Genomic DNA, 18,447 nt, shown 5'->3' on the forward strand with positions numbered 1-18,447 from the left:
CGATCATTCGATCAGGCTGCTTTTTTCATGGCCGTGCCTTTTGTATGCTCTGCACAGAGCTTGCGGGTCATTTGTGTGGTAGCCATGCCGCAGGCAGGACATTTACCTGCTTTGGCTCCGGTACCTTTCATGCAATGGGTACAATAATAAGTACCCAATTGCACTTTGTCTGTCTTACAGCTGGCACACTGACCGCCATCCTTGGTAATGGCATAACACTTCGGACAGGCCCATGCAGCGGGATTCTGTACGTGCTTTGCTTTCTCTGCAGTGGCAGGAGCAGCAGATGCAGTGGTTGCAGTGGTTGCAGGTTTCTGCTGTGCGAAACCAACAAGTACAAATGCTAAACAAATACTTAACAAAAACGCTTTCATATTAGTGGGTTTTCCTGTTAAATTACTCCTTTCAAAGCATTTATCAAAAGGATCATCATTGTTTTAACAATAAGGCAATCAATAAGAATGTACCATCGCCAGGGATTCTCTCGCCATTTGCTGGTTGTATTCAAAAGTGAGTTTCTTATGATTCACAAGATCAACAATCGTGCCTATCAGGCATAAGCCTCCTGTGAACAGATACAATAAACCCATACCGTTTTGTTTTACCATGAAACGTTGTATACCGCCTACACATACGAAGCCTAATATGCAACCTATCAGGATATCGTCGGTTTTACGGCGTTTGCCATTGTATACAGCGATAAAACTTTGCAGTTGTTCATCGCTCAATTCACGGGTGATGCTTTGCAGGTGAACCAATTCTTCGCCTTCAAGGGCGGGGATCATGGTAATAAGACTGGGTTTCATTTGTTTGGTTTGTAGGATAGAGCAATTGTTTAATACGGATAAATATAATAATTACTGCGGGTATTCCCATTGGGTGACTGGAAAAGGAATCGCGCAGGTTCAGGTGCAGGGCATGATGGATCGCATGGCCGATGCCGCAACCCGGACAATACTTGAAACCGATCCATTTGAAAGGGCAAAGCGAAATACCGGTACCACCTTCCGGCAAAAAAAACAACAGCAGCAATGCCATCACCCAAAACAACAACTCTGTTCGTGCCCGGCACCACTGAAAGGCCCTGGTATAATAAGTTGATATGGTAATGGTAAAACGGTTCATTTCCCAAATGCAGCAATATTGCTGCTGAATATTTTTACTGCAATGGCCAGCAGGATCACGCCAAAGAATTTACGGATAGCCAGTAAACCGGCGGGACCCAGGATACGTTCGATGAATTTCAAAGAATGTAAAACAAGGTACACTACCAGGAGATTGATGAGGATGCCTGATAAAATATAAACAGTTTCGAAGTTCGCTTTAAGCGACATGATGGTAGTAAGCGTGCCGCTACCGGCAATGATAGGGAAAGCAATGGGAACCACACTTCCGGCATTGGTATCTTTATCGCCTTTGAAGATCTCATGTCCGAGTACCATTTCCAACCCCAATAAAAAAATCACTACCGAACCACCCACCGCAAAAGAACGTACATCCAGTCCCAATGTTTTCAAAAATGGTTCTCCCACAAACAGAAACCCGATCATCAGTAATCCTGAAACAAGCGTTGCCTGTGTTGTTTTGATGCCGCCCATTTTCTCTTTCAGGGCAATGAGCAACGGGATCGACCCCACAATATCAATCACGGCAAACAAGGTGAAAGTAACAGTAAGGAGTTGATCGAAGCTGAGAGACATCGGGTGCGGTTTGACTAAAGATAAAAAAGATATTTTATTGATCGTCACCCTGAGCGAACGAAGTGAGTCGAAGGGGCTGCTTCACATTCAGACAGATCCCTCGGCTTCGCTCGGGATGACGTTGCAAAGACGCTCGGGATGACGATCAATTTTTACTTGGTCTGTGCCATTCTTTTCCTTCCAGGGAATGGTTATACAGTACTTCATGCGCAAAGCCCGACCCATTTTTATGGAGCCTGACCACACAACCATAATGCAGTGTAAAAGCGTCGAATGATTCTTTCAATGGTGTATTGGTAATATGCGAGAGGATGCTGCGAAGCACGCCGCCATGGGCTACGATCACAGCAGGACCCGGAAGCTGTTGTATTTGTTCAAAACAATCGACCACACGTTTGTGCATCCTGGTATAACTTTCACCATTGGGTACTGCTACATGCACAAAATCTTTCATCCAGGGATCGATCTCTTCTTTAGGAATATCATCCCAGGGCTGCATTTCCCAGGTGCCGCAATCCAATTCTTTCAAATGATCGTGAAAATGAATAGGATGCTGTGGGAAAAGGGCTTCCGCCAATTTCCTGCAACGTTGCAGCGGGCTGCTGAAGACAGTGCTCACTGACTGTGGTAAATGGGCTTTGGTGCGCAACATTTCTTCCGGGAAACTGTCGGTTACATCGAGATCTGTTTGCCCGTAACAGATGCCTTTGGCAATGGCAGGAGTCGTATGCCGGATGAGGTATATATCCATAATCGTGCAAATTAACGGATAATGAAAAATACCGATAAATAAAACACCAGTTCCGTTAATTGTTGTGTGGCGCCGAGGCAATCGCCGGTATAGCCGCCGATCCATTTATGGAAATACCGCCCGGCCCACCAGCATGCAATGCCCATGGGTAATAATACCAGCCAGAGCGCAGGCTTTAGCAGCAACATAGGCAATAAAGCGCCCGATACCGCTATCAATAATTCAAGCGTTGTGAGCTTGCGGCTCGCAATTGGTTTGCTTTTGCTGGTATCGGTATCCTGTACATACGAATAAGATTGCATAATGCCAATGGCCATGAGCCTACTGGTACTGTGTGCCGCTATTATCAGTAATGCTAAATGCAAGGGATCGCAAAGCACGATAAGAGAAGAAAGCAACAAAAACTTAAAACCAAGCACACCCAGTAATCCTACTACGCCGTAAGTACCCAGGCGGCTATCTTTCATGATCAATAATATCTTTTCTTTAGTCCATCCTCCTCCAAAAGCATCGCAGCAATCGGCAAAACCGTCTTCATGAAAAGCGCCGGTAGCCAAAATAGTCGCCAGCATCGAAAAAGCAATGGAAAGAGAACCGGGTAAATATTTATTCAACAGAAAAAATACCCCGCCGCCTATAACACCCACAACGAGTCCTACCCAGGTAAAATACCTGGCAGCTTTCTGTAGCATCCCGCTGCTATGGTCAATATTATGCGGAACAGGTATGCGCGTAAGGAACATCACGGCAGTAAGAAAAACATGCCATTGATGTTTCAATCCGGATTTGTTTTGCGTTTGCTCCATATTGGTTAGTCTCTACTCTTTTTTTCTACTCCTGCGCTTTCAAAGCTGGCCATTTCACAAAGAAAATTAACGGCGCTTTGCACCAGTGGAATAGCCAGGGCCGCGCCCGTTCCTTCGCCCAGCCGCATGCCCAACTGCAATAGGGGCCTGGCTTCCAGGTGTTGCAACATTTTCTCATGTCCCTGCTCACCACTGTGATGTGCAAAAATGCAATGATCCAATACAACAGGGTCCAGTTCTTTTGCAATGAGAAGAGCAGCAGTTGCAATGAATCCATCTACCAATATCACCATTTTTTCTTCGGCAGCCTGCAAATACGCGCCGACCATCATGGCAATTTCAAAACCACCCACTTTCGATAAGAGGTCAATGGCATCTTTGTCATAAGCTTTCAGGTGATGCTTTTGTGCAACTGTTTCCAGCGTACGGATCTTTGTTTGCAATTGTTCATCCGATGCGCCGGTTCCACGCCCCGTGCAGGCTTCAATAGATAAACCTGTCAACGCATTCATGATCAGCGAGGCTGAGGAAGTATTGCCAATACCCATTTCACCGAAGCCAATACAATTGCATCCTTTGGTGGCCAGCTGGTGTACAATTTCTTTTCCTTTTGCAATGGCTGCATTTGCCTGCTCGCGGCTCATGGCTGGCGCTTCGAGATAATTGTGCGTGCCTTGCGCAATCTTCGCATGAATGAAATGAGGATGATCGGGCAATTGGGTAAAATCGTGGTTCACGCCGGCATCCACTACTATCAACTCAATGTGATGTTGCCTGGTAAAAACATTGATAGCGGCGCCTCCGTGCAAAAAGTTCAACACCATCTGTGCCGTTACAGCCTGTGGATAAGGGTTGACGAGTCCGGTTGCGGCGATGCCATGATCACCTGCAAAGACAACAATATGCGGATGACGGATGACAGGGCGAAGCGTTCCCTGGATCATGCCTGTTTGTAATGCGATCGTTTCAAGCACACCCAGTGCGCCCAATGGTTTGGTTTTATTGTTGATGGCCTGTTGCAGTTGTTCTTGTAACATGATGAATGAAATTAAACGGGTAAAAGATCATAGAACCAGAATCCCATAGATGCAGGCCGTTTGGCTTTGCCAGTAAAACAATTATCATCCTGGTCCTTTGGCGCCTGGTATTCCCTGAATACTTTTTCGCCCAGTGTAAATGGAATGGGTTGTTTGAATATGGGACCATCGAAAACGAATGTGTGAAACTCGCCATTCTCGCCACAAGGATCTACATTGGAAGGAAGATCTTTCAGGAAGTCTTTGTCAATAACACGGCCCACAAAGCTTTGATCCAGCAGTTCCGATTTAACACAAACGGTTATGGTTTTAAAGCCGAGGTCAATGAATTCATGTATCAGCTCAGTAGTATCTCTTTTCCATATCGGGAAATACGCACTTATATGTTGCTCTGCAAGCCGTTCTTCGCGATATTTACGCAGATCTTCCAGGAAAATATCGCCGAAAACAGAATGGGTAAATCCTTCTTTATACAATGAAGCAGTTAATGCAGCCATAGCCTGGTTATATTCTGTCATCGTAGGCTGGTCTGACATCCGTAACTGCTGTAGCGGTATACCCAAGGCGCCGGCTTGTTGCTCTAGCAGTTCTGCCCTCACTCCGTGCATGGAAATACGGTTATAAGTGCTGTTTACGCTGGTTATCAGCCTTTCTATGCTATAGGCAGGTTGCTGCAATGCGTAGTGAAGCGCCAACGCACTGTCTTTTCCTCCACTCCAATTAAAATAAGATCGATAAGGTAGCATATTAAGGTTGCTTGAATGTTTCGTGATGGATGAATTCAGTTTGATCTTTCCTGCGTTCCCACCCTAATAGTTCCAATTCGGGTAATTCGTCGAACTTGCTCACATAGCCAATACATAAATACGCTACCAGTTGCAGGTGTGATGGAACATGCAGTACTTCTTTTATCTTTTCCGGTTCCAGTATGCTTACCCATCCCATTCCAACATTCAGTGACCGGGCCATTAACCACATATTCTGGATGCCGCAAACAACGCTATACAAGCCTGCCTCTGGCATCATTGTCTGTCCTAATACCGGTTGCTCAGGTGGCGTATAGAAGACAGCTATGTTAATAGGTGCTTCTACGATCCCTTCCAGCTTCAAACGCTGGTACTGACTTGCTTTGTCGCTATCAAAACGAACACGCTCATGATCATTCGACTCAATGAAAATATTCTTAACGGCCTGTTTAGTAGTTTCTTTTTCGATAACTATCAATTGCCATGGCTGGGAATATCCTACAGATGGTGCATGTTCAAATGCAAACAATAGCTGATCCATTACAGTAGTTGAAACAGGAGTTGACAAGAAGCGGTTTCCCCTTACATCCCTGCGGTGGAGGATGATGTTTCTCAGTATTTCGGTATCTGTGATATTAAACTGCATACGATCTATACCTTAATAGTAAGAGGAATGCCGCTTACCAGTAATACTACCCGGGCAGCTTTGGCCGCAGCATATTGATTGGCCCAACCCTGCAGGTCTGTGAATTTCCGGCCTATTTCAGTTTCGGCATGAACACCCATGCCAATTTCATTGCTCACGATAATGAAAGTGCCATTCATTTTGTCCAGCGCATCAATTTCTTTTTTGAAAGCAATGAGTGATTGGTCGATGTCATTTTTAAAATCGATGAAGAAATTGGTCAGCCAAAGTGTTACGCAATCGATCACCGATACACATTCACCGATGGGCAAAGCACTCACTTCTTTTTGCGCTTCATAGCTGGTCCACTCCGGGCCCCTGTCGCCCTGGTGTCTTTTGATGCGGTCGCTGAAATCACCTCCCCAATCTTTTGCTGTTGCCACGTATACCGGGTTATTACTCATAGAAAGCGCCAGTTCCTGTGCATAGCGACTTTTACCGCTTCGGGCGCCGCCGGTTACAAAAATGATCATGATGCCATTATTTTCTCTCCGTATAAGGAAAGGTATTTGTGTGTTAAATGAGCGGGTATTTTGAACAATGCAGGATGGAACAATGCAGCCAGTAATTCAATACCATCTGTGAGCGTGCTGGCACTGGGCTGCGTAAAAAGGTCAAAATCGACCAGGAAAACCTGCCGGTGCTGAACTGCCTGCAAAGAAGCCCATTCCGGTTTTTGGGTAAGCAGGTGCAACTCTTCTTTGGCACGTGTTACTTCAAAGCCACAGGGTGCAATCACCAGCACCTCCGGATCGTATTTCACGATCCTTTCCCATTGTGTAACGATGGAATCGCCCGAAGGGTTGCTCAGCATATCGATGCCGCCTGCCTGCGCTACCTGGTAAGGTATCCAGTGTCCGCAATTGTAAATGGGGTCGATCCATTCAAAAAGCATAACGCGTTTCAAAGGCATGCGATGGGCCCGCAAAGTATCGAGTATGCCATCGGTCCTTTTTTTAAGTGATGCGAGGTATTCGTAAGCCGCTTCTTCTTTCCCCAAAGCTGTTGCAATGACAACGGCGGTGTGATATACATCATCGAGGTTTTGCGGCGTAAGGGGAACAAGTAACGGCTGGTGATCCAGCTTTGCAACAGCTGCATGAGTGCAGGTGGTATCTATTTGGCATACATCGCACACATCCTGCGTGAAGATCAGATTAGGCTTCAGCTCCTGCAAGAGCGGCTCATCTACATAGTAGAGGCTTTTGCCCTGTGCTTTGGATGCAGAAAAGATACGGTCGATCTCCAGGCTTGAATAATGATGGCCTTCGAGTAAGCAGCGCACTACCTTGGGCTTCTCTGCAAGGGCAGGAGGAAAGCACTCAAACGTAACGCCATGCAGCAACTCCTGCAATCCCATATCATAGATCATGCGGGTAGCTGCCGGAAGAAAGGATAATGCAACCATAACTCTTTTTGATCAGGATAAAAAACAAAAGCCTTCCGAACGGAAGGCTTTTGCAACAACTTATTGCATGGATAATAATGCCGGATATCTTTTTTGCAGGTATTCAAAACCTCCAAAGAGTACAGCGCCATAGATCAGGTTCCCGATGAGCATATTTTTCATGAAAGGAATGGCCAGTATATGACATTTCACCAATCCGTTCCAGTCGCGTGTATAGGGAAGGCCTGTAGTGATATCGGTACCACCGCTGAGCCATACACCACAATCGGTAACGATCCAGTGCATCAATGCAGCGCCTACGGCTCCGGCAATCACCGTTTTAAAACTTACATTTTTGATCAGCGATCCGATCAGCACCATCAACGCAAAAGCACCATAAGTCCAGTACCACCCGTTGTACAACAAACCATTACTCAATCCGGTTCCTCCATATACAAACTTCATCATGATCACATCACTCAAAAACAACGCCAGCAGCGGAAAGAAATACCCCTTCCATTTGGTATGAAAGTAAGCGCCCCCAAAAAGAGCCATGGCTCCAATAGGCGTGAAGTTGTTGAGAGCAGCTTGTGTTCCTGCTGAGGTAGCAGAAAAAACGCGTAAGCCAGCCGTCAGGGCAATGAACACTAAAAGCAAAGAAACGCGCGGATTGATTTTGTTGAGCGACATATCGGTTGATTTGATGTTAGTTATTATAGTTTAACACTGAAACCGGCCATCATATTGAATCGTTTGCTGTTGTAACCAACAACATCGAAATACTGCTGATCGGTGATGTTATGGAAGTCCAAAAATACTTTAATTTTTCCGGACAAAGCATATCCCGCATAGCAATCGATGGTATAATAATGTGGTTGTTCAGCCGGACCCGCATCATAAGGCCCTTTTAACCGGGCGCCTACATATTTGAATGAAGGAATAACTGTGAGTGCGGCAAAAGGCTGCAGGCTGAGGCTGCTATTGAACACGAACTTGGGACGGCGGTACAGGTTGTCTGTTTTTGTACCGTTTTCAACACCCTGCCCGTCGATAAAGCTGAGGTTATTGCTCCAGCTACCAAAAGAAGCCAATAAAGTATTGCTTTCTACTTCAAAGCCATAATCGTGCTGCTCATTGCGATTGATATACTGACCGGCATAGGTTACCGGGTTGGTATAAAAGATGATGAGGTTATGTATATCTCTTTTGAATGCCGCAAAGCGCAAGCGCTGTCTTTTGTTATTGCTTTGTGTTTGCACACCTATTTCATAAGTAGTGCTGCTTTCCGGTTTCAGTCCTTTGTTGCCATATTCACTGTATAACTGGTAGAGAGAAGGCACTTTGTAAGCAGAAGAAATGTTTACAAACAATTTGGTGTTCTCATCAATATTATAAGACGGGTTAATAGTATAAGTAGCGTTGTTGCCATAGATGGAATGATGGTTGATGCGACCACCCGCTTCAAAATTGAAGCCACTAAGATCTGTGAGCAATAATGAACTATATGCCGAAAACTGGCTGGTATACGTGCTGTCTTTACCCAATGCCGAGGAAGACTGGTAAGCGGGAACACCCGTGCTGATGTACAGGGATGATTGGGTTGTATTCTGACGTGTATACTGGATGCCGCCCACCCATTGCAGATGTGTATTGAATTTTTTGTTGCCGTTGGTCTCCAGCACGTAAGAGTTGCCAATATAATTACCGGAATAATACTTGGTATAAGCGGCAGTGTAAGTACTGTCGTTCACGAACAACCTTTTGGCCTGCTGGTAACTGCCCATCAGGTTCCAGCTGAATCCGTTGTTATCGTGGTATTGCAACGAGAATCCACTCAACTGGTGGTTATTTTTAGCGGTATAATCCTTTTCATCGGTGAAGGCGCCGCCGGGCAAATCGGTTCTATAAACGCCGAAATTGCCAAAAGCCCTTGCCGATAAGCGGTTGCTGAACTGGTAATTGAGTTCGGCAAGCAGATTGGTCTGCTCAAATCCATCTTTCTTGAAACCCTGTGTGCCTGTGCTGTCATAGGCAGCAGCCATCCCATCGCTTTTAACGTAGCTGTACTGTACATTGTAACCGAGCTTATCCAGCCGTCCGCTCAAACCTGTTCCTGCGCGGAATGTGTTGTAAGTGCCATAGGCAGCGGAAGCATTGACATTGGCTTTTTTACCGGTCCCTTTTTTCATGAAGATCTGTATCACACCGGCTACGGCATCGCTGCCCCAGAGGGTGCTTTGCCCGCCTTTGAGGATCTCGATCCTTTCCACCTGGTCCAGCGCAATATTATTCAGATCAAAAGAGTTGCTGCTCAGCGAAGGATCGTATACCGGCGTGCCATCTATTACGATCAACATACTGCCTACACCGGCACCCCTGAAATACAGGTCCTGGTTAGTTCCCAGCGTATTGTTCGATCCGTTGATGAAAAAGCTTGCCTGGGTATTGAGTAATTCGGCAAGTGTTCTGCCCTGGTTATTGGCAATCATTTTTTGGTCTATGACCGTTACGATCTTGCCGGTCTGAGATTGTTTGAGACTAACCCTGTTGGCGGTAACCACCACTTCATCGAGTTGTCCCGTTCGGATAGAATCCTGCTGTGAAAATGCTGTTTGTCCTGCCAGCAGGGAAGCAGTAAGCATGCATGAGAGCGTTAATGTTTTGCTCATTGTTTGTTTGTTTTAATTTGAACAATGAGCTTTCAGGAAAATTGAAAAAAGAAGAAATATAAATTGCTGCTGCAGACAGCATTTACATTCCATGCCTTTCACCCGAAAGCCTTGAATGAAACCCATTGCTGGCAGGTCTTCTGGCTTGCGCTCCGCTGATGGCCTTCCCATTCTTACGAACAGTGGCAGAAGTATCAGCAGTTGAATAGCGCTTACAGCTACGGGGATAGCGCCGGATTTGCACCGGACTTCCCTTTTAACCCCGACCCTTCGGGGACCAACTACGGTGCAAATGTAATCAGGATATATTCAATTTCCTATAGCAAAAGACTAACCAATTAAATATATTTAAATTTGATTAATGCTATACTTGGTATTGTATTAGCCAACATCGGTTTTAATAATGTCTATGAGAAGGGAAATTATTTTAGCAACTGTGATGATTACTGCAATAACTGCGGTTTCTGCTTTTATTGCCAAAGGCCAGGCTAATGCAAGTGATTCAATCAATGATTTATATATCCATCAGTTTGATTTGACTGTAACAGGAAAAACGGCTTCACATGTCAATACTATATTGTTGGGAGTCAAAGATTTTTTACGAAAGTTTGGAACACCGGTAAAGGTGTCCGTAGAATATTCAGAAATGGATGAGGACAGCATGACGCACTATACATATAAAGGCATGGAAGCCTGGTATATGAAAGATGAATTGCAAGCCATGAGTATTACTTCGCCTGGTTACTGTTTTCAATTAATGAATGGTGGTTCGATAAAAGTGGGAAATAACATTGGCTCTGTTGCCAAGATGTTTCCTCGCTCATGGGCAAATAAACAATTTGCAGGCCAGGTATTCGTGTCTCTCATAGGCAAAACTGGACCGGTTGATATGAATTTTCTTTTTGAATATGATGTTAAGACGAATCTGATAACGGGAATATTTGTGCAACAGTAAATCGCTGAGTGCATCGATTTTCAGACCAAGAACGATTTATTGCTTACATTTAAAGCTAACTGAACTAAAACTGGCGCCATGCAGGGAAAACAGCAATTGAATCTTTTCAGCTTTACCATGATTGTGGTAGGACTCGTTATCGGGATGGGAATTTTCAGAACGGCTGCTACCAGCGCCAAAGATGCCATTGAGCCGTCGGTTTATTTTACAGCCTGGATATTGGGTGGATTTTTTGCACTCTGCGGAGCACTTACTTATGCTGAAATCGGGAGTCGCTATCCTATTACCGGCGGATATTATAAAGTGTTTTCTTATGCTTATCACCCCAGCATCGCTTTTGCCATCAACTGCATCATCCTTATCAGTAATGCTGCCAGCCTGAGTGGTGTAGCATTAATAGGCAGCGGCTACATTGCCAAGCTGTTCCCGCAGGTAGCCTGGACCGATGTAGACAAAGCCCTGATTAGCTGCGGGGCTATCATCATTTTTTACCTGATCAACCTGGCAGGACTAAAGATGAGTTCCCGTACGCAAAATGTACTCATGCTCATTAAAATAAGCATGATCGTAGTGCTGATCCTTGCTTTGTTTTTTCCACACCAGCCGCAGGCGGTAACCACGAATGTTGCTCCTGCTTCTTCTATGAGTTGGATACAAAGCCTGGGTGTGAGCCTGATTGCTGTTTCATTTACTTATGGAGGTTATCAGCAGACCATCAATTTTGGCAGTGAAGTAAGCCGGCCGGCCAGGAATATTCCAAGGGGTATTTTCATTGGCATTGCCATCATCATTGCATTATACCTGTTGGTGAACCTGAGTTATTATCATATCATCGGCTTCAACAACATGAAAGGCGAAAGAGAAATTGCTTATGTGGTGATGGAAAAAACGTTCGGCAACAAAGGCGCTGATATATTTTCTTTCCTGCTTTTCTTTGGGGTACTGGCTTATGTAAATGCGTTGTTGCTTAGTAATCCCAGGGTGATGTATGCAATGAGCACGGAAGGCACATTGCCCAAACTCTTTGCCAGAACAAATGACAAGAACGGTGTGTTTACCGCATCGCTGACAGCATTTTCGGCCACCTGTATTGTGATCCTGTTCTTTGCGCAAACCTTTGAGAAAATACTGAACTTCTCCATTTTTCTCGATTGCTTTGGCATGGTGGCGTCGAGCGCTACCATATTTGTGTTGCGCAAACGCACGCGTGAACTGGATGGTACAGGCATTTACAAGATGAAATTATACCCGTTGATGCCACTCATTTTCATGTCGGCTTACTTATTTGTGGGCATCAGTATCGCTTTGCAAACGCCAGACATCGCATTGGTAGGTGCACTGGTACTCGCAGCTTTTATGCTGATCTATTTCATTACACACAGATTTAAACGGAAAGACAATGATAGATCTGTCGTATATACTGAATGAACTGGGCGAAGACCGCGACGAATACTTCCGCGCGATAGCGCCACCGATCGTGCAGACCAGCAATTTTGCATTCCGCAAAGTGGCCGATATGCGCCGTGCATTTGAAGATGAATACAGTACCTGGTTGTACAGCCGCGGACTGAATCCTACAGTAGAAATATTGCGCAAGAAACTGGCAGCGCTTGATGGCGCTGAAGATTGTTTGGTATTCAACAGCGGGGCCGCAGCGATCTTCGCCGCAGTATTGTCACAGGTAAAAAGCGGTGATCATATTGTTAGTGTAAAGAAACCCTATTCATGGGCTCAACGGATGTTCGATGTGATCCTGCCCCGCTTCCAGGTAACAGTTACTTATGTAGATGGTACCGATACAGCACATTTCGAAGCAGCCATACAATCCAATACCACCCTCATTTACCTCGAATCGCCCAACAGTTGGTTGTTCGAATTGCAGGACCTGGCGGCCGTTGCAGCGCTCGCAAAAAAGCACAACATTGTTACCATCTGTGATAACAGTTATTGTTCGCCATTGTACCAAAAGCCGATTGCGTTGGGTATTGACCTGGTGTTGCAGTCCGCCACTAAATACATCGGAGGGCATAGCGATGTGGTAGCCGGTGTGCTCAGCGGCAGCAAAGAAAAGATGGAAAAAATATTCAACAGTGAATACATGACGGTGGGGTCGGGTATACAACCTTTCAACGCCTGGCTGTTGATCCGGGGACTACGTACTTTGCCGGCGAGGTTGGAGCGCATCAGCCGGACTACACAGCAGGTAGTGGATTTCCTAAAAAAACATCCGCGGGTAGAAAAAGTATTGTTCCCGCTCGACCCTGATTTTCCGCAGTACGAGCTGGCAAAAAAACAAATGAAGGGCGCCTGTGGCCTCTTTACTTTTTTCATCAAAACCGATAAACGGGAAACCATCGAGGTTTTTTGTGAATCGCTGCAACACATTCTTATGGCTGTGAGCTGGGGTGGTTATGAATCGCTGATCATACCCAAATGCGCAGGCATGCAGCCGGCCGATTTTAATGCAGCAGACCCTGAGCACAGGAGCCTGCGGTTGTATGTAGGATTGGAAGAAGACGATTACCTTTTGGCCGATCTGGAAGCGGCTTTTAAAGCCATTTCGCACCTTTCATAACATTTTTTACTGCGGTTTGCAGGCCTCTTTTCCGCTTGTCTAAAAATTATGGGTGTGGATGGGAAACTGTTATTTTTGTTAGATATGAAAAAACTGATCATCCTTCTTTGTGGTGTAACATTCTTGCAGGCAAATGCGCAGAATGGTTCTGATCACTGGAACCTGCGTCAGTGTGTGGATTATGCAATGGCCAATAATATTTCTGTTAAGCAGGCCGATATCCAGGCAAGGATCAGTGCATTACAACTGAAACAATCAAAATTAAACCTTTATCCCGGCGTATCAGGTAATACTTCTACAGGTGTTCGTTTTGGACGTTCGATCGACCCCACCACCAATGGTTTTGCCACTACACAGTTCCTGTACCAGAACTTTGGTGTGAACGGAGGTATACAATTATACAACAACGGAAGGCTGCGGAACACCATGCAGGCTTCGGCATTCAGCGCCCAGGCTGCATTGACCGATGTTGCCAAAGCCGCCAATGACGTAGCATTGAATGTATGCACTTATTATTTGCAGGTGCTGGCAGCCAAAGAGCAGATCAATATCAGCGAGGTGCAGATCAGCCAGACCAATGCTCAATTCGAAATGACCAGGAAGAAAGTAGATGCAGGGATGTTGCCGGAGTTGAACCTCGCAGAAATTGAAGCACAGTTGTCAACAGACAGCAGCAATTATATAGCAGCCAAAACTTCCTATGAACAAAACCTCATCAGCCTGCGTGGATTACTAGGCCTTGACCCCGATGTGATCTTTGGTGTTGAAACCCCGCCGGTAGATAAAATCCCATTAGAATCCTTTGCCGATATGCAGCCACAGGCAGTATTCCAATTGGCACTTGCGAACCAGCCCTTGCAGAAAGGAAATGCGCTGAGAATAAAAGCCGCACAGAAAAACATCTCAGCAGCCAGAGGCGGTTTTTATCCCACCATCAACCTGGGCTTCAACCTGTCTACCAACTTTTCAAACTCTTTCAAATATATCAACGGCGCTACTTTCCTGGGATATACACCCATTACAGGAGCAGAGCCTATTGTAACAGTAAATAATGTAAACTATTACCTGCAAAACCCGATATATAAATTTTCACAAGGCACCCGCAGCTTTGGAGATATATGGCAGGGATGGGGCAAACAGCTCGACAACAACTTTGGACAAAACGTTGGCATGAGTATTTCGATACCCATCTTCAGCAATGGACAAAACCGCATTGCTTACCAGCAATCCAAACTGAACCTCCAGAATGCAGAACTGCAAAGAAGCCAGAGCGACCTGAAACTGAAACAGGATATTTATACAGCGTACACCAACGCTACGGCTGCTTTGCAAAAATTCAATGCGGGGCAGAAAACAGTTACCAGCGCGCAAAAAGCCTATGATTTTGCGCTGAAACGTTATGAAGTGGGTTTGCTGAGCTCGATTGATCTGCTGACCAACCAGAACAACCTGCTGAAAGCCAAATTGCAGCAACTGAGCAACCAGTACGATTATGTGTTCAAAATGAAATTGCTGGAATTTTATAAAGGCGTAGGCTTGAAATTATAATATCAAAACAACCGAAACACCTGAGCATATGAACAAGAAACTGATCTGGACCATCATCATATTGGTAGCCGTCATTGCTGCCTTCGTGGGCATGAAGAAAGCCGGTATCATTGGCAAAGATGAAGGGATCAAAGTATCGTCTGAAAAAGTAAGTACACGCACCATTATTGAAACGGTGAATGCCAGTGGCAAAGTGTATCCCGAAGTGGAAGTGAAAGTGAGTCCGGATATCAGTGGTGAGATCGTAGAACTCAATGTGAACGAAGGCGATAGCGTGAAGAAAGGACAGGTACTTGCCAGGATATATGCCGATATCTATTCTACCCAGCGCGACCAGGTAGCGGCAGGAGTAGAACAGGCCAGGGCGCAATTGTCGAACTCATCGGCAGGTATTGAGGGATTGAAAGCCACACTGGATAATGCAAAAGCCACTTACGACAGGCAGAAAAAATTGTATGCCGATAAAGTGATTTCCCGTTCAGAGTTCGATCAGGCCGATCAGGCGTACCGCTCTGCGGAAGCCAACTACAACGCAGCGAAGGAAGGATTGAGAGGCGGACAGGCATCGATACGCAGTGCCGAAGCGCAGTTGGCCAGGGCAAATAAAGACCTCTCACGTACCACACTCACAGCACCAATGGATGGAGTGATCAGTCTGCTCGCGGTGAAAAAAGGAGAACGCGTAGTAGGTACAGCGCAGATGGCCGGTACAGAAATGATGCGTGTTGCCGATATGCGCAGCATTGAAGTGCGGGTAGATGTAGGAGAAAACGATATCCCCAAAGTAAAGCTGGGCGATACCGCGCTTGTAGAAGTAGATGCTTATACCAACCGCAAATTCAGGGGCATTGTTTATAAGATCGCCAACCCGAATGTGGCAACCACTACCACTACGAGTACAGATGTTACCAATTACAAAGTACATATCCGTTTGTTGCCCGATAGCTATGCAGATATAGTAAAAGCAGGTAAGGCATTCCCTTTCCGTCCGGGTATGAGCGCCAGCGCCGATATACAAACCAAAACCAATGTGGGGGTGCTGGCAGTGCCGCTGAATGCTGTTACCACCAGGGATAAGAGCAGCGATAAGGCTCCGGGAGAAAAGAAAGACGATAAGCCAGCCAATGATGCATCTGCCGTTAAATCTGTTAACGCCGATGATAATATCCAGGAAGTGGTATTTGTATTGCAGAAAGACAATACGGTGAAAAAAATACCGGTGAAGTCTTCCATACAGGACCTGAATTATATTCAGATCACCAGCGGACTCCAGGGTGGCGAAGAAGTGATCACGGGCCCATACAGTACAGTAAGTAAAACACTGAAAGACGGAACCCTGGTAAAAGTGGTTCCTAAAGACAAGTTGTTTGAAGAGAAGAAGAACTAGGTACGAAAAACGTATTTTTGCCGATCAACAGCTGGCATCAATATGCGATTTGGTATCATCGGTAGCGGAAGCTGGGCAACGGCGATCGCTAAAATTCTTACTGACAACGGGAATACCGTCAACTGGTGGGTACGTAACAACGATACCATCGCTTATATAGAGAAACGAAGGCATAACCCGCATTATCTCAGTAGCACTTACTTCAATCATGCGCAGCTGCAACTCAGCAGCGATATACAGGCTGTAGTAACCGCTTCAGATGTACTGGTGATCGCGGTTCCGTCAGCTTATGTTGAAAGCAGTCTCGAAACGCTTAGTGCACAACAACTGAGCAATAAAAAAATCGTTTCAGCAGTGAAAGGCATACTGCCTTCGGGCAACCGGCTGCTCAATGATTATCTCTCGGAGACTTTTGCATTCCCATTAGAAAACTATTTTACTTTACTGGGCCCCTGTCATGCAGAAGAAATAGCCGCAGAAAAATTATCTTACCTGACTTTTTCGGGCCAGCAGCCAGAAGCTACGGCAGCCATTGCTGCATATTTCAAAACCGATTACCTGAATACGGTGGTGAACACCGATGTGATGGGTGTTCAGTATGCGGCCGTATTGAAAAATATTTATGCATTGGGAGCAGGTATTGCGCACGGCTTGGAGTACGGCGATAATTTTTTAAGTGTGTACATTGCCAATAGCGCGAATGAAATGGAAGTCTTCCTGCACCAGTCGAACGATAAAGGACCATTCGCCGAGCAATCGCATAATTACAACGCTTCTGTTTACCTGGGCGATCTGCTGGTTACCTGCTATTCATTGCACAGCCGCAACCGCACGTTTGGAAACATGATTGGTAAAGGCTATTCTGTAAAAGCGGCACAACTCGAACTCAATATGGTAGCGGAAGGATACAATGCAAGCAAATGCATCTTTACCATGAACCATTCTATTCATGCAGCCATCCCTATTGCTACAATCATTTATGAAATACTATGGGAACAGGTTCCGGCGGCGCAAGGGTTTAAAAAAATAGAAAGCCTGTTACGCTGAGAAAAGATCGGCTGCAATGCCATCGGCCAGGAATTTACCGGCTGTTGTGAGTTGTAACCGGTTACCGGTTTGCACAATATTGCCGGATGCCAAGTGTTTTTCGGCAGCATGGAGCAATGCATTCTTTTTATCATCACCCCAATCAGCATATACTTTATTCAAATCAATGCCTTCCATGGTGCGCAGACTGGTCATGACGTATTCATTCAATTGTTGAACCGGTGTCAATATTTCCTGTTCATAGGGAACGGCCCCTTGGTTAATACTCGCAATATAGAGACTATTATTGGCCACATTCCATTGCCGGCTGCTTCCATTAAATGAATGCGCTGAAGGTCCCAGTCCCAGGTACGAAACTCCCTGCCAGTAACTGCTGTTGTGTCTGCTGCGGAATCCAAGCCTGGCGAAATTGGATATTTCATAATGCTCAAAACTGGCTTCTTCCATTTTGCGGGTGAGGATATTGAAATGCCGGGCCTGCGTTTCAGGATCGATGTCTGCCGTTTTTTTTGTCCTGATCATTTTATCCAGTGCTGTGCGGGGTTCTACAGTAAGCGCATAACAGGAAAGATGCGGCACCTGCAAAGCAAGGGCTTTGTTGATGTCCTGTTCCCAGCGCTCATCACTCAGGCCCGGAATACCATAAATAAGATCAATCGTGATGTTGCGGAAACCGGCGGCTTGTGCCAGTTCAATCGCTTCGACTGACTGTGCCGACTCGTGCACCCGGTTCATCCAGTGCAGGCTGCTGTCTGAAAAAGACTGTACTCCCATACTAAGCCGGTTGATGCCCGCTTCTTTCCATGCGCGCAGCCTGGCGGCAGTTACATCGTCGGGATTGGCTTCGAGGGTGATTTCGGCATGGGGATTTATATCGAATAATTGCGATAACAACTGTATAATGGAATGAATGGCAGTTTCCGGTAACAGGGAAGGGGTGCCGCCGCCAAAATAAATAGTATCTACTTTTTCGCTGAGATATGAACGGCGCAACCTGGCTTCTGCTTCAATGGCGTTGACCATTTCCGGTAATAATTGCAATGAAGTGGAAAAATGAAAATTGCAATAATGACAGGCTTTTCTGCAAAATGGAATATGAATATAAATACCTGCCATGGTTGCCTGATTGCGATGGGCAAAAATACTGTTTCAGA

General features: G+C 45.7%; 20 protein-coding genes and 1 riboswitch. Of the genes, 6 read left to right on the forward strand and 14 right to left on the reverse strand.

Annotated elements, in window-relative coordinates; genetic code table 11:
* Positions 1-11 precede the first annotated feature (11 nt).
* From SEDOR53_RS0106140 to SEDOR53_RS0106200, 13 genes are all read right to left on the reverse strand, one after another.
* The gene (locus tag SEDOR53_RS0106140) at positions 12-374 is read right to left on the reverse strand and encodes a hypothetical protein (protein WP_026768934.1); all 363 of its coding nucleotides are present in this window, start codon (positions 372-374) and stop codon (positions 12-14) included.
* A 78-nt stretch (positions 375-452) separates the two neighbouring features.
* Positions 453-806, reverse strand: coding sequence for a TM2 domain-containing protein (locus SEDOR53_RS0106145; RefSeq protein ID WP_026768935.1), 354 nt, complete (start codon positions 804-806; stop codon positions 453-455).
* A complete protein-coding gene (locus tag SEDOR53_RS0106150; RefSeq protein WP_198018821.1) occupies positions 769-1,125 on the reverse strand; it encodes a DUF2752 domain-containing protein in 357 nt (118 codons plus the stop codon). The genes SEDOR53_RS0106145 and SEDOR53_RS0106150 overlap by 38 nt, the downstream gene beginning before the upstream one ends.
* The gene (locus SEDOR53_RS0106155; RefSeq protein ID WP_026768937.1) at positions 1,122-1,700 is read right to left on the reverse strand and encodes a MarC family protein; all 579 of its coding nucleotides are present in this window, start codon (positions 1,698-1,700) and stop codon (positions 1,122-1,124) included. Before SEDOR53_RS0106155 ends, SEDOR53_RS0106150 begins: the two co-directional genes overlap by 4 nt.
* Before the next feature lie 145 nt (positions 1,701-1,845).
* Positions 1,846-2,451 (reverse strand): alpha-ribazole phosphatase, encoded by a 606-nt coding sequence (gene cobC, locus SEDOR53_RS17260; protein WP_070415557.1) that lies wholly within the window; start codon positions 2,449-2,451, stop codon positions 1,846-1,848.
* An 11-nt stretch (positions 2,452-2,462) separates the two neighbouring features.
* Positions 2,463-3,257 carry an adenosylcobinamide-GDP ribazoletransferase gene (locus tag SEDOR53_RS0106165; RefSeq protein ID WP_232214728.1) on the reverse strand — a complete coding sequence of 265 codons (795 nt, stop codon included), beginning with the start codon at positions 3,255-3,257 and terminating at the stop codon, positions 2,463-2,465.
* 5 nt (positions 3,258-3,262) lie between these two features.
* Positions 3,263-4,294, reverse strand: a complete 1,032-nt coding sequence (cobT, locus tag SEDOR53_RS0106170; RefSeq protein ID WP_037360679.1) for a nicotinate-nucleotide--dimethylbenzimidazole phosphoribosyltransferase — start codon at positions 4,292-4,294, stop codon at positions 3,263-3,265.
* Between the two features lie 11 nt (positions 4,295-4,305).
* Positions 4,306-5,040: a diphthine--ammonia ligase gene (locus tag SEDOR53_RS0106175; RefSeq protein ID WP_026768940.1), complete on the reverse strand. Its 735-nt coding sequence runs from the start codon at positions 5,038-5,040 to the stop codon at positions 4,306-4,308.
* 1 nt (position 5,041) lies between these two features.
* A complete protein-coding gene (gene bluB, locus SEDOR53_RS0106180) occupies positions 5,042-5,686 on the reverse strand; it encodes a 5,6-dimethylbenzimidazole synthase (RefSeq protein ID WP_026768941.1) in 645 nt (214 codons plus the stop codon).
* A 5-nt stretch (positions 5,687-5,691) separates the two neighbouring features.
* A complete protein-coding gene (locus SEDOR53_RS0106185; protein WP_026768942.1) occupies positions 5,692-6,198 on the reverse strand; it encodes a bifunctional adenosylcobinamide kinase/adenosylcobinamide-phosphate guanylyltransferase in 507 nt (168 codons plus the stop codon).
* Entirely contained in the window at positions 6,195-7,133 is a 939-nt protein-coding gene (locus SEDOR53_RS0106190) for an ABC transporter substrate-binding protein (protein WP_026768943.1), read from the reverse strand. Before SEDOR53_RS0106190 ends, SEDOR53_RS0106185 begins: the two co-directional genes overlap by 4 nt.
* Before the next feature lie 60 nt (positions 7,134-7,193).
* Positions 7,194-7,802, reverse strand: a complete 609-nt coding sequence (locus SEDOR53_RS0106195) for a DUF6580 family putative transport protein (RefSeq protein ID WP_026768944.1) — start codon at positions 7,800-7,802, stop codon at positions 7,194-7,196.
* Between the two features lie 23 nt (positions 7,803-7,825).
* Entirely contained in the window at positions 7,826-9,781 is a 1,956-nt protein-coding gene (locus SEDOR53_RS0106200) for a TonB-dependent siderophore receptor (protein WP_026768945.1), read from the reverse strand.
* A 112-nt stretch (positions 9,782-9,893) separates the two neighbouring features.
* Positions 9,894-10,078, reverse strand: a riboswitch (cobalamin riboswitch).
* Positions 10,079-10,190: 112 nt separating this feature from the next.
* Here SEDOR53_RS0106200 and SEDOR53_RS0106205 point away from each other — a divergent pair.
* The 6 genes from SEDOR53_RS0106205 (at position 10,191) to SEDOR53_RS0106230 (ending at position 17,293) form a co-directional block, all read left to right on the forward strand.
* Complete coding sequence (locus SEDOR53_RS0106205; protein WP_026768946.1) at positions 10,191-10,736, forward strand: hypothetical protein; 546 nt, start codon at positions 10,191-10,193, stop codon at positions 10,734-10,736.
* Positions 10,737-10,814: 78 nt separating this feature from the next.
* Positions 10,815-12,164: an APC family permease gene (locus tag SEDOR53_RS0106210; RefSeq protein ID WP_026768947.1), complete on the forward strand. Its 1,350-nt coding sequence runs from the start codon at positions 10,815-10,817 to the stop codon at positions 12,162-12,164.
* Positions 12,136-13,311 (forward strand): PLP-dependent aspartate aminotransferase family protein, encoded by a 1,176-nt coding sequence (locus tag SEDOR53_RS0106215; protein ID WP_198018823.1) that lies wholly within the window; start codon positions 12,136-12,138, stop codon positions 13,309-13,311. Before SEDOR53_RS0106210 ends, SEDOR53_RS0106215 begins: the two co-directional genes overlap by 29 nt.
* Positions 13,312-13,395: 84 nt before the next feature.
* On the forward strand, positions 13,396-14,859 hold the full coding sequence (locus SEDOR53_RS17265) for a TolC family protein (RefSeq protein WP_084220479.1): 1,464 nt from the start codon (positions 13,396-13,398) through the stop codon (positions 14,857-14,859).
* Between the two features lie 28 nt (positions 14,860-14,887).
* Positions 14,888-16,246, forward strand: a complete 1,359-nt coding sequence (locus tag SEDOR53_RS0106225; protein ID WP_026768949.1) for an efflux RND transporter periplasmic adaptor subunit — start codon at positions 14,888-14,890, stop codon at positions 16,244-16,246.
* A 42-nt stretch (positions 16,247-16,288) separates the two neighbouring features.
* Positions 16,289-17,293 (forward strand): NAD(P)H-dependent glycerol-3-phosphate dehydrogenase, encoded by a 1,005-nt coding sequence (locus SEDOR53_RS0106230; RefSeq protein ID WP_037360684.1) that lies wholly within the window; start codon positions 16,289-16,291, stop codon positions 17,291-17,293.
* Here the strand turns inward: SEDOR53_RS0106230 and hemW are convergent.
* Complete coding sequence (gene hemW / locus SEDOR53_RS0106235) at positions 17,285-18,409, reverse strand: radical SAM family heme chaperone HemW (protein ID WP_026768951.1); 1,125 nt, start codon at positions 18,407-18,409, stop codon at positions 17,285-17,287. The genes SEDOR53_RS0106230 and hemW overlap by 9 nt on opposite strands.
* Between the last annotated feature and the right edge of the window lie 38 nt (positions 18,410-18,447).

Source organism: Asinibacterium sp. OR53, assembly GCF_000515315.1.
In the GTDB taxonomy this organism is placed as follows: Bacteria; Bacteroidota; Bacteroidia; order Chitinophagales; family Chitinophagaceae; genus Sediminibacterium.

Excerpts from the sequence above, each read along its gene's own strand:
- SEDOR53_RS0106140 (WP_026768934.1), bottom strand. The coding sequence starts at position 374 with ATGAAAGCGTTTTTGTTAAGTATTTGTTTAGCATTTGTACTTGTTGGT.
- SEDOR53_RS0106145 (WP_026768935.1), bottom strand. The coding sequence starts at position 806 with ATGAAACCCAGTCTTATTACCATGATCCCCGCCCTTGAAGGCGAAGAA.
- SEDOR53_RS0106150 (WP_198018821.1), bottom strand. The coding sequence starts at position 1,125 with ATGAACCGTTTTACCATTACCATATCAACTTATTATACCAGGGCCTTT.
- SEDOR53_RS0106155 (WP_026768937.1), bottom strand. The coding sequence starts at position 1,700 with ATGTCTCTCAGCTTCGATCAACTCCTTACTGTTACTTTCACCTTGTTT.
- cobC (WP_070415557.1), bottom strand. The coding sequence starts at position 2,451 with ATGGATATATACCTCATCCGGCATACGACTCCTGCCATTGCCAAAGGC.
- SEDOR53_RS0106165 (WP_232214728.1), bottom strand. The coding sequence starts at position 3,257 with ATGGAGCAAACGCAAAACAAATCCGGATTGAAACATCAATGGCATGTT.
- cobT (WP_037360679.1), bottom strand. The coding sequence starts at position 4,294 with ATGTTACAAGAACAACTGCAACAGGCCATCAACAATAAAACCAAACCA.
- SEDOR53_RS0106175 (WP_026768940.1), bottom strand. The coding sequence starts at position 5,040 with ATGCTACCTTATCGATCTTATTTTAATTGGAGTGGAGGAAAAGACAGT.
- bluB (WP_026768941.1), bottom strand. The coding sequence starts at position 5,686 with ATGCAGTTTAATATCACAGATACCGAAATACTGAGAAACATCATCCTC.
- SEDOR53_RS0106185 (WP_026768942.1), bottom strand. The coding sequence starts at position 6,198 with ATGATCATTTTTGTAACCGGCGGCGCCCGAAGCGGTAAAAGTCGCTAT.
- SEDOR53_RS0106190 (WP_026768943.1), bottom strand. The coding sequence starts at position 7,133 with ATGGTTGCATTATCCTTTCTTCCGGCAGCTACCCGCATGATCTATGAT.
- SEDOR53_RS0106195 (WP_026768944.1), bottom strand. The coding sequence starts at position 7,802 with ATGTCGCTCAACAAAATCAATCCGCGCGTTTCTTTGCTTTTAGTGTTC.
- SEDOR53_RS0106200 (WP_026768945.1), bottom strand. The coding sequence starts at position 9,781 with ATGAGCAAAACATTAACGCTCTCATGCATGCTTACTGCTTCCCTGCTG.
- SEDOR53_RS0106205 (WP_026768946.1), top strand. The coding sequence starts at position 10,191 with ATGAGAAGGGAAATTATTTTAGCAACTGTGATGATTACTGCAATAACT.
- SEDOR53_RS0106210 (WP_026768947.1), top strand. The coding sequence starts at position 10,815 with ATGCAGGGAAAACAGCAATTGAATCTTTTCAGCTTTACCATGATTGTG.
- SEDOR53_RS0106215 (WP_198018823.1), top strand. The coding sequence starts at position 12,136 with ATGATAGATCTGTCGTATATACTGAATGAACTGGGCGAAGACCGCGAC.
- SEDOR53_RS17265 (WP_084220479.1), top strand. The coding sequence starts at position 13,396 with ATGAAAAAACTGATCATCCTTCTTTGTGGTGTAACATTCTTGCAGGCA.
- SEDOR53_RS0106225 (WP_026768949.1), top strand. The coding sequence starts at position 14,888 with ATGAACAAGAAACTGATCTGGACCATCATCATATTGGTAGCCGTCATT.
- SEDOR53_RS0106230 (WP_037360684.1), top strand. The coding sequence starts at position 16,289 with ATGCGATTTGGTATCATCGGTAGCGGAAGCTGGGCAACGGCGATCGCT.
- hemW (WP_026768951.1), bottom strand. The coding sequence starts at position 18,409 with ATGGCAGGTATTTATATTCATATTCCATTTTGCAGAAAAGCCTGTCAT.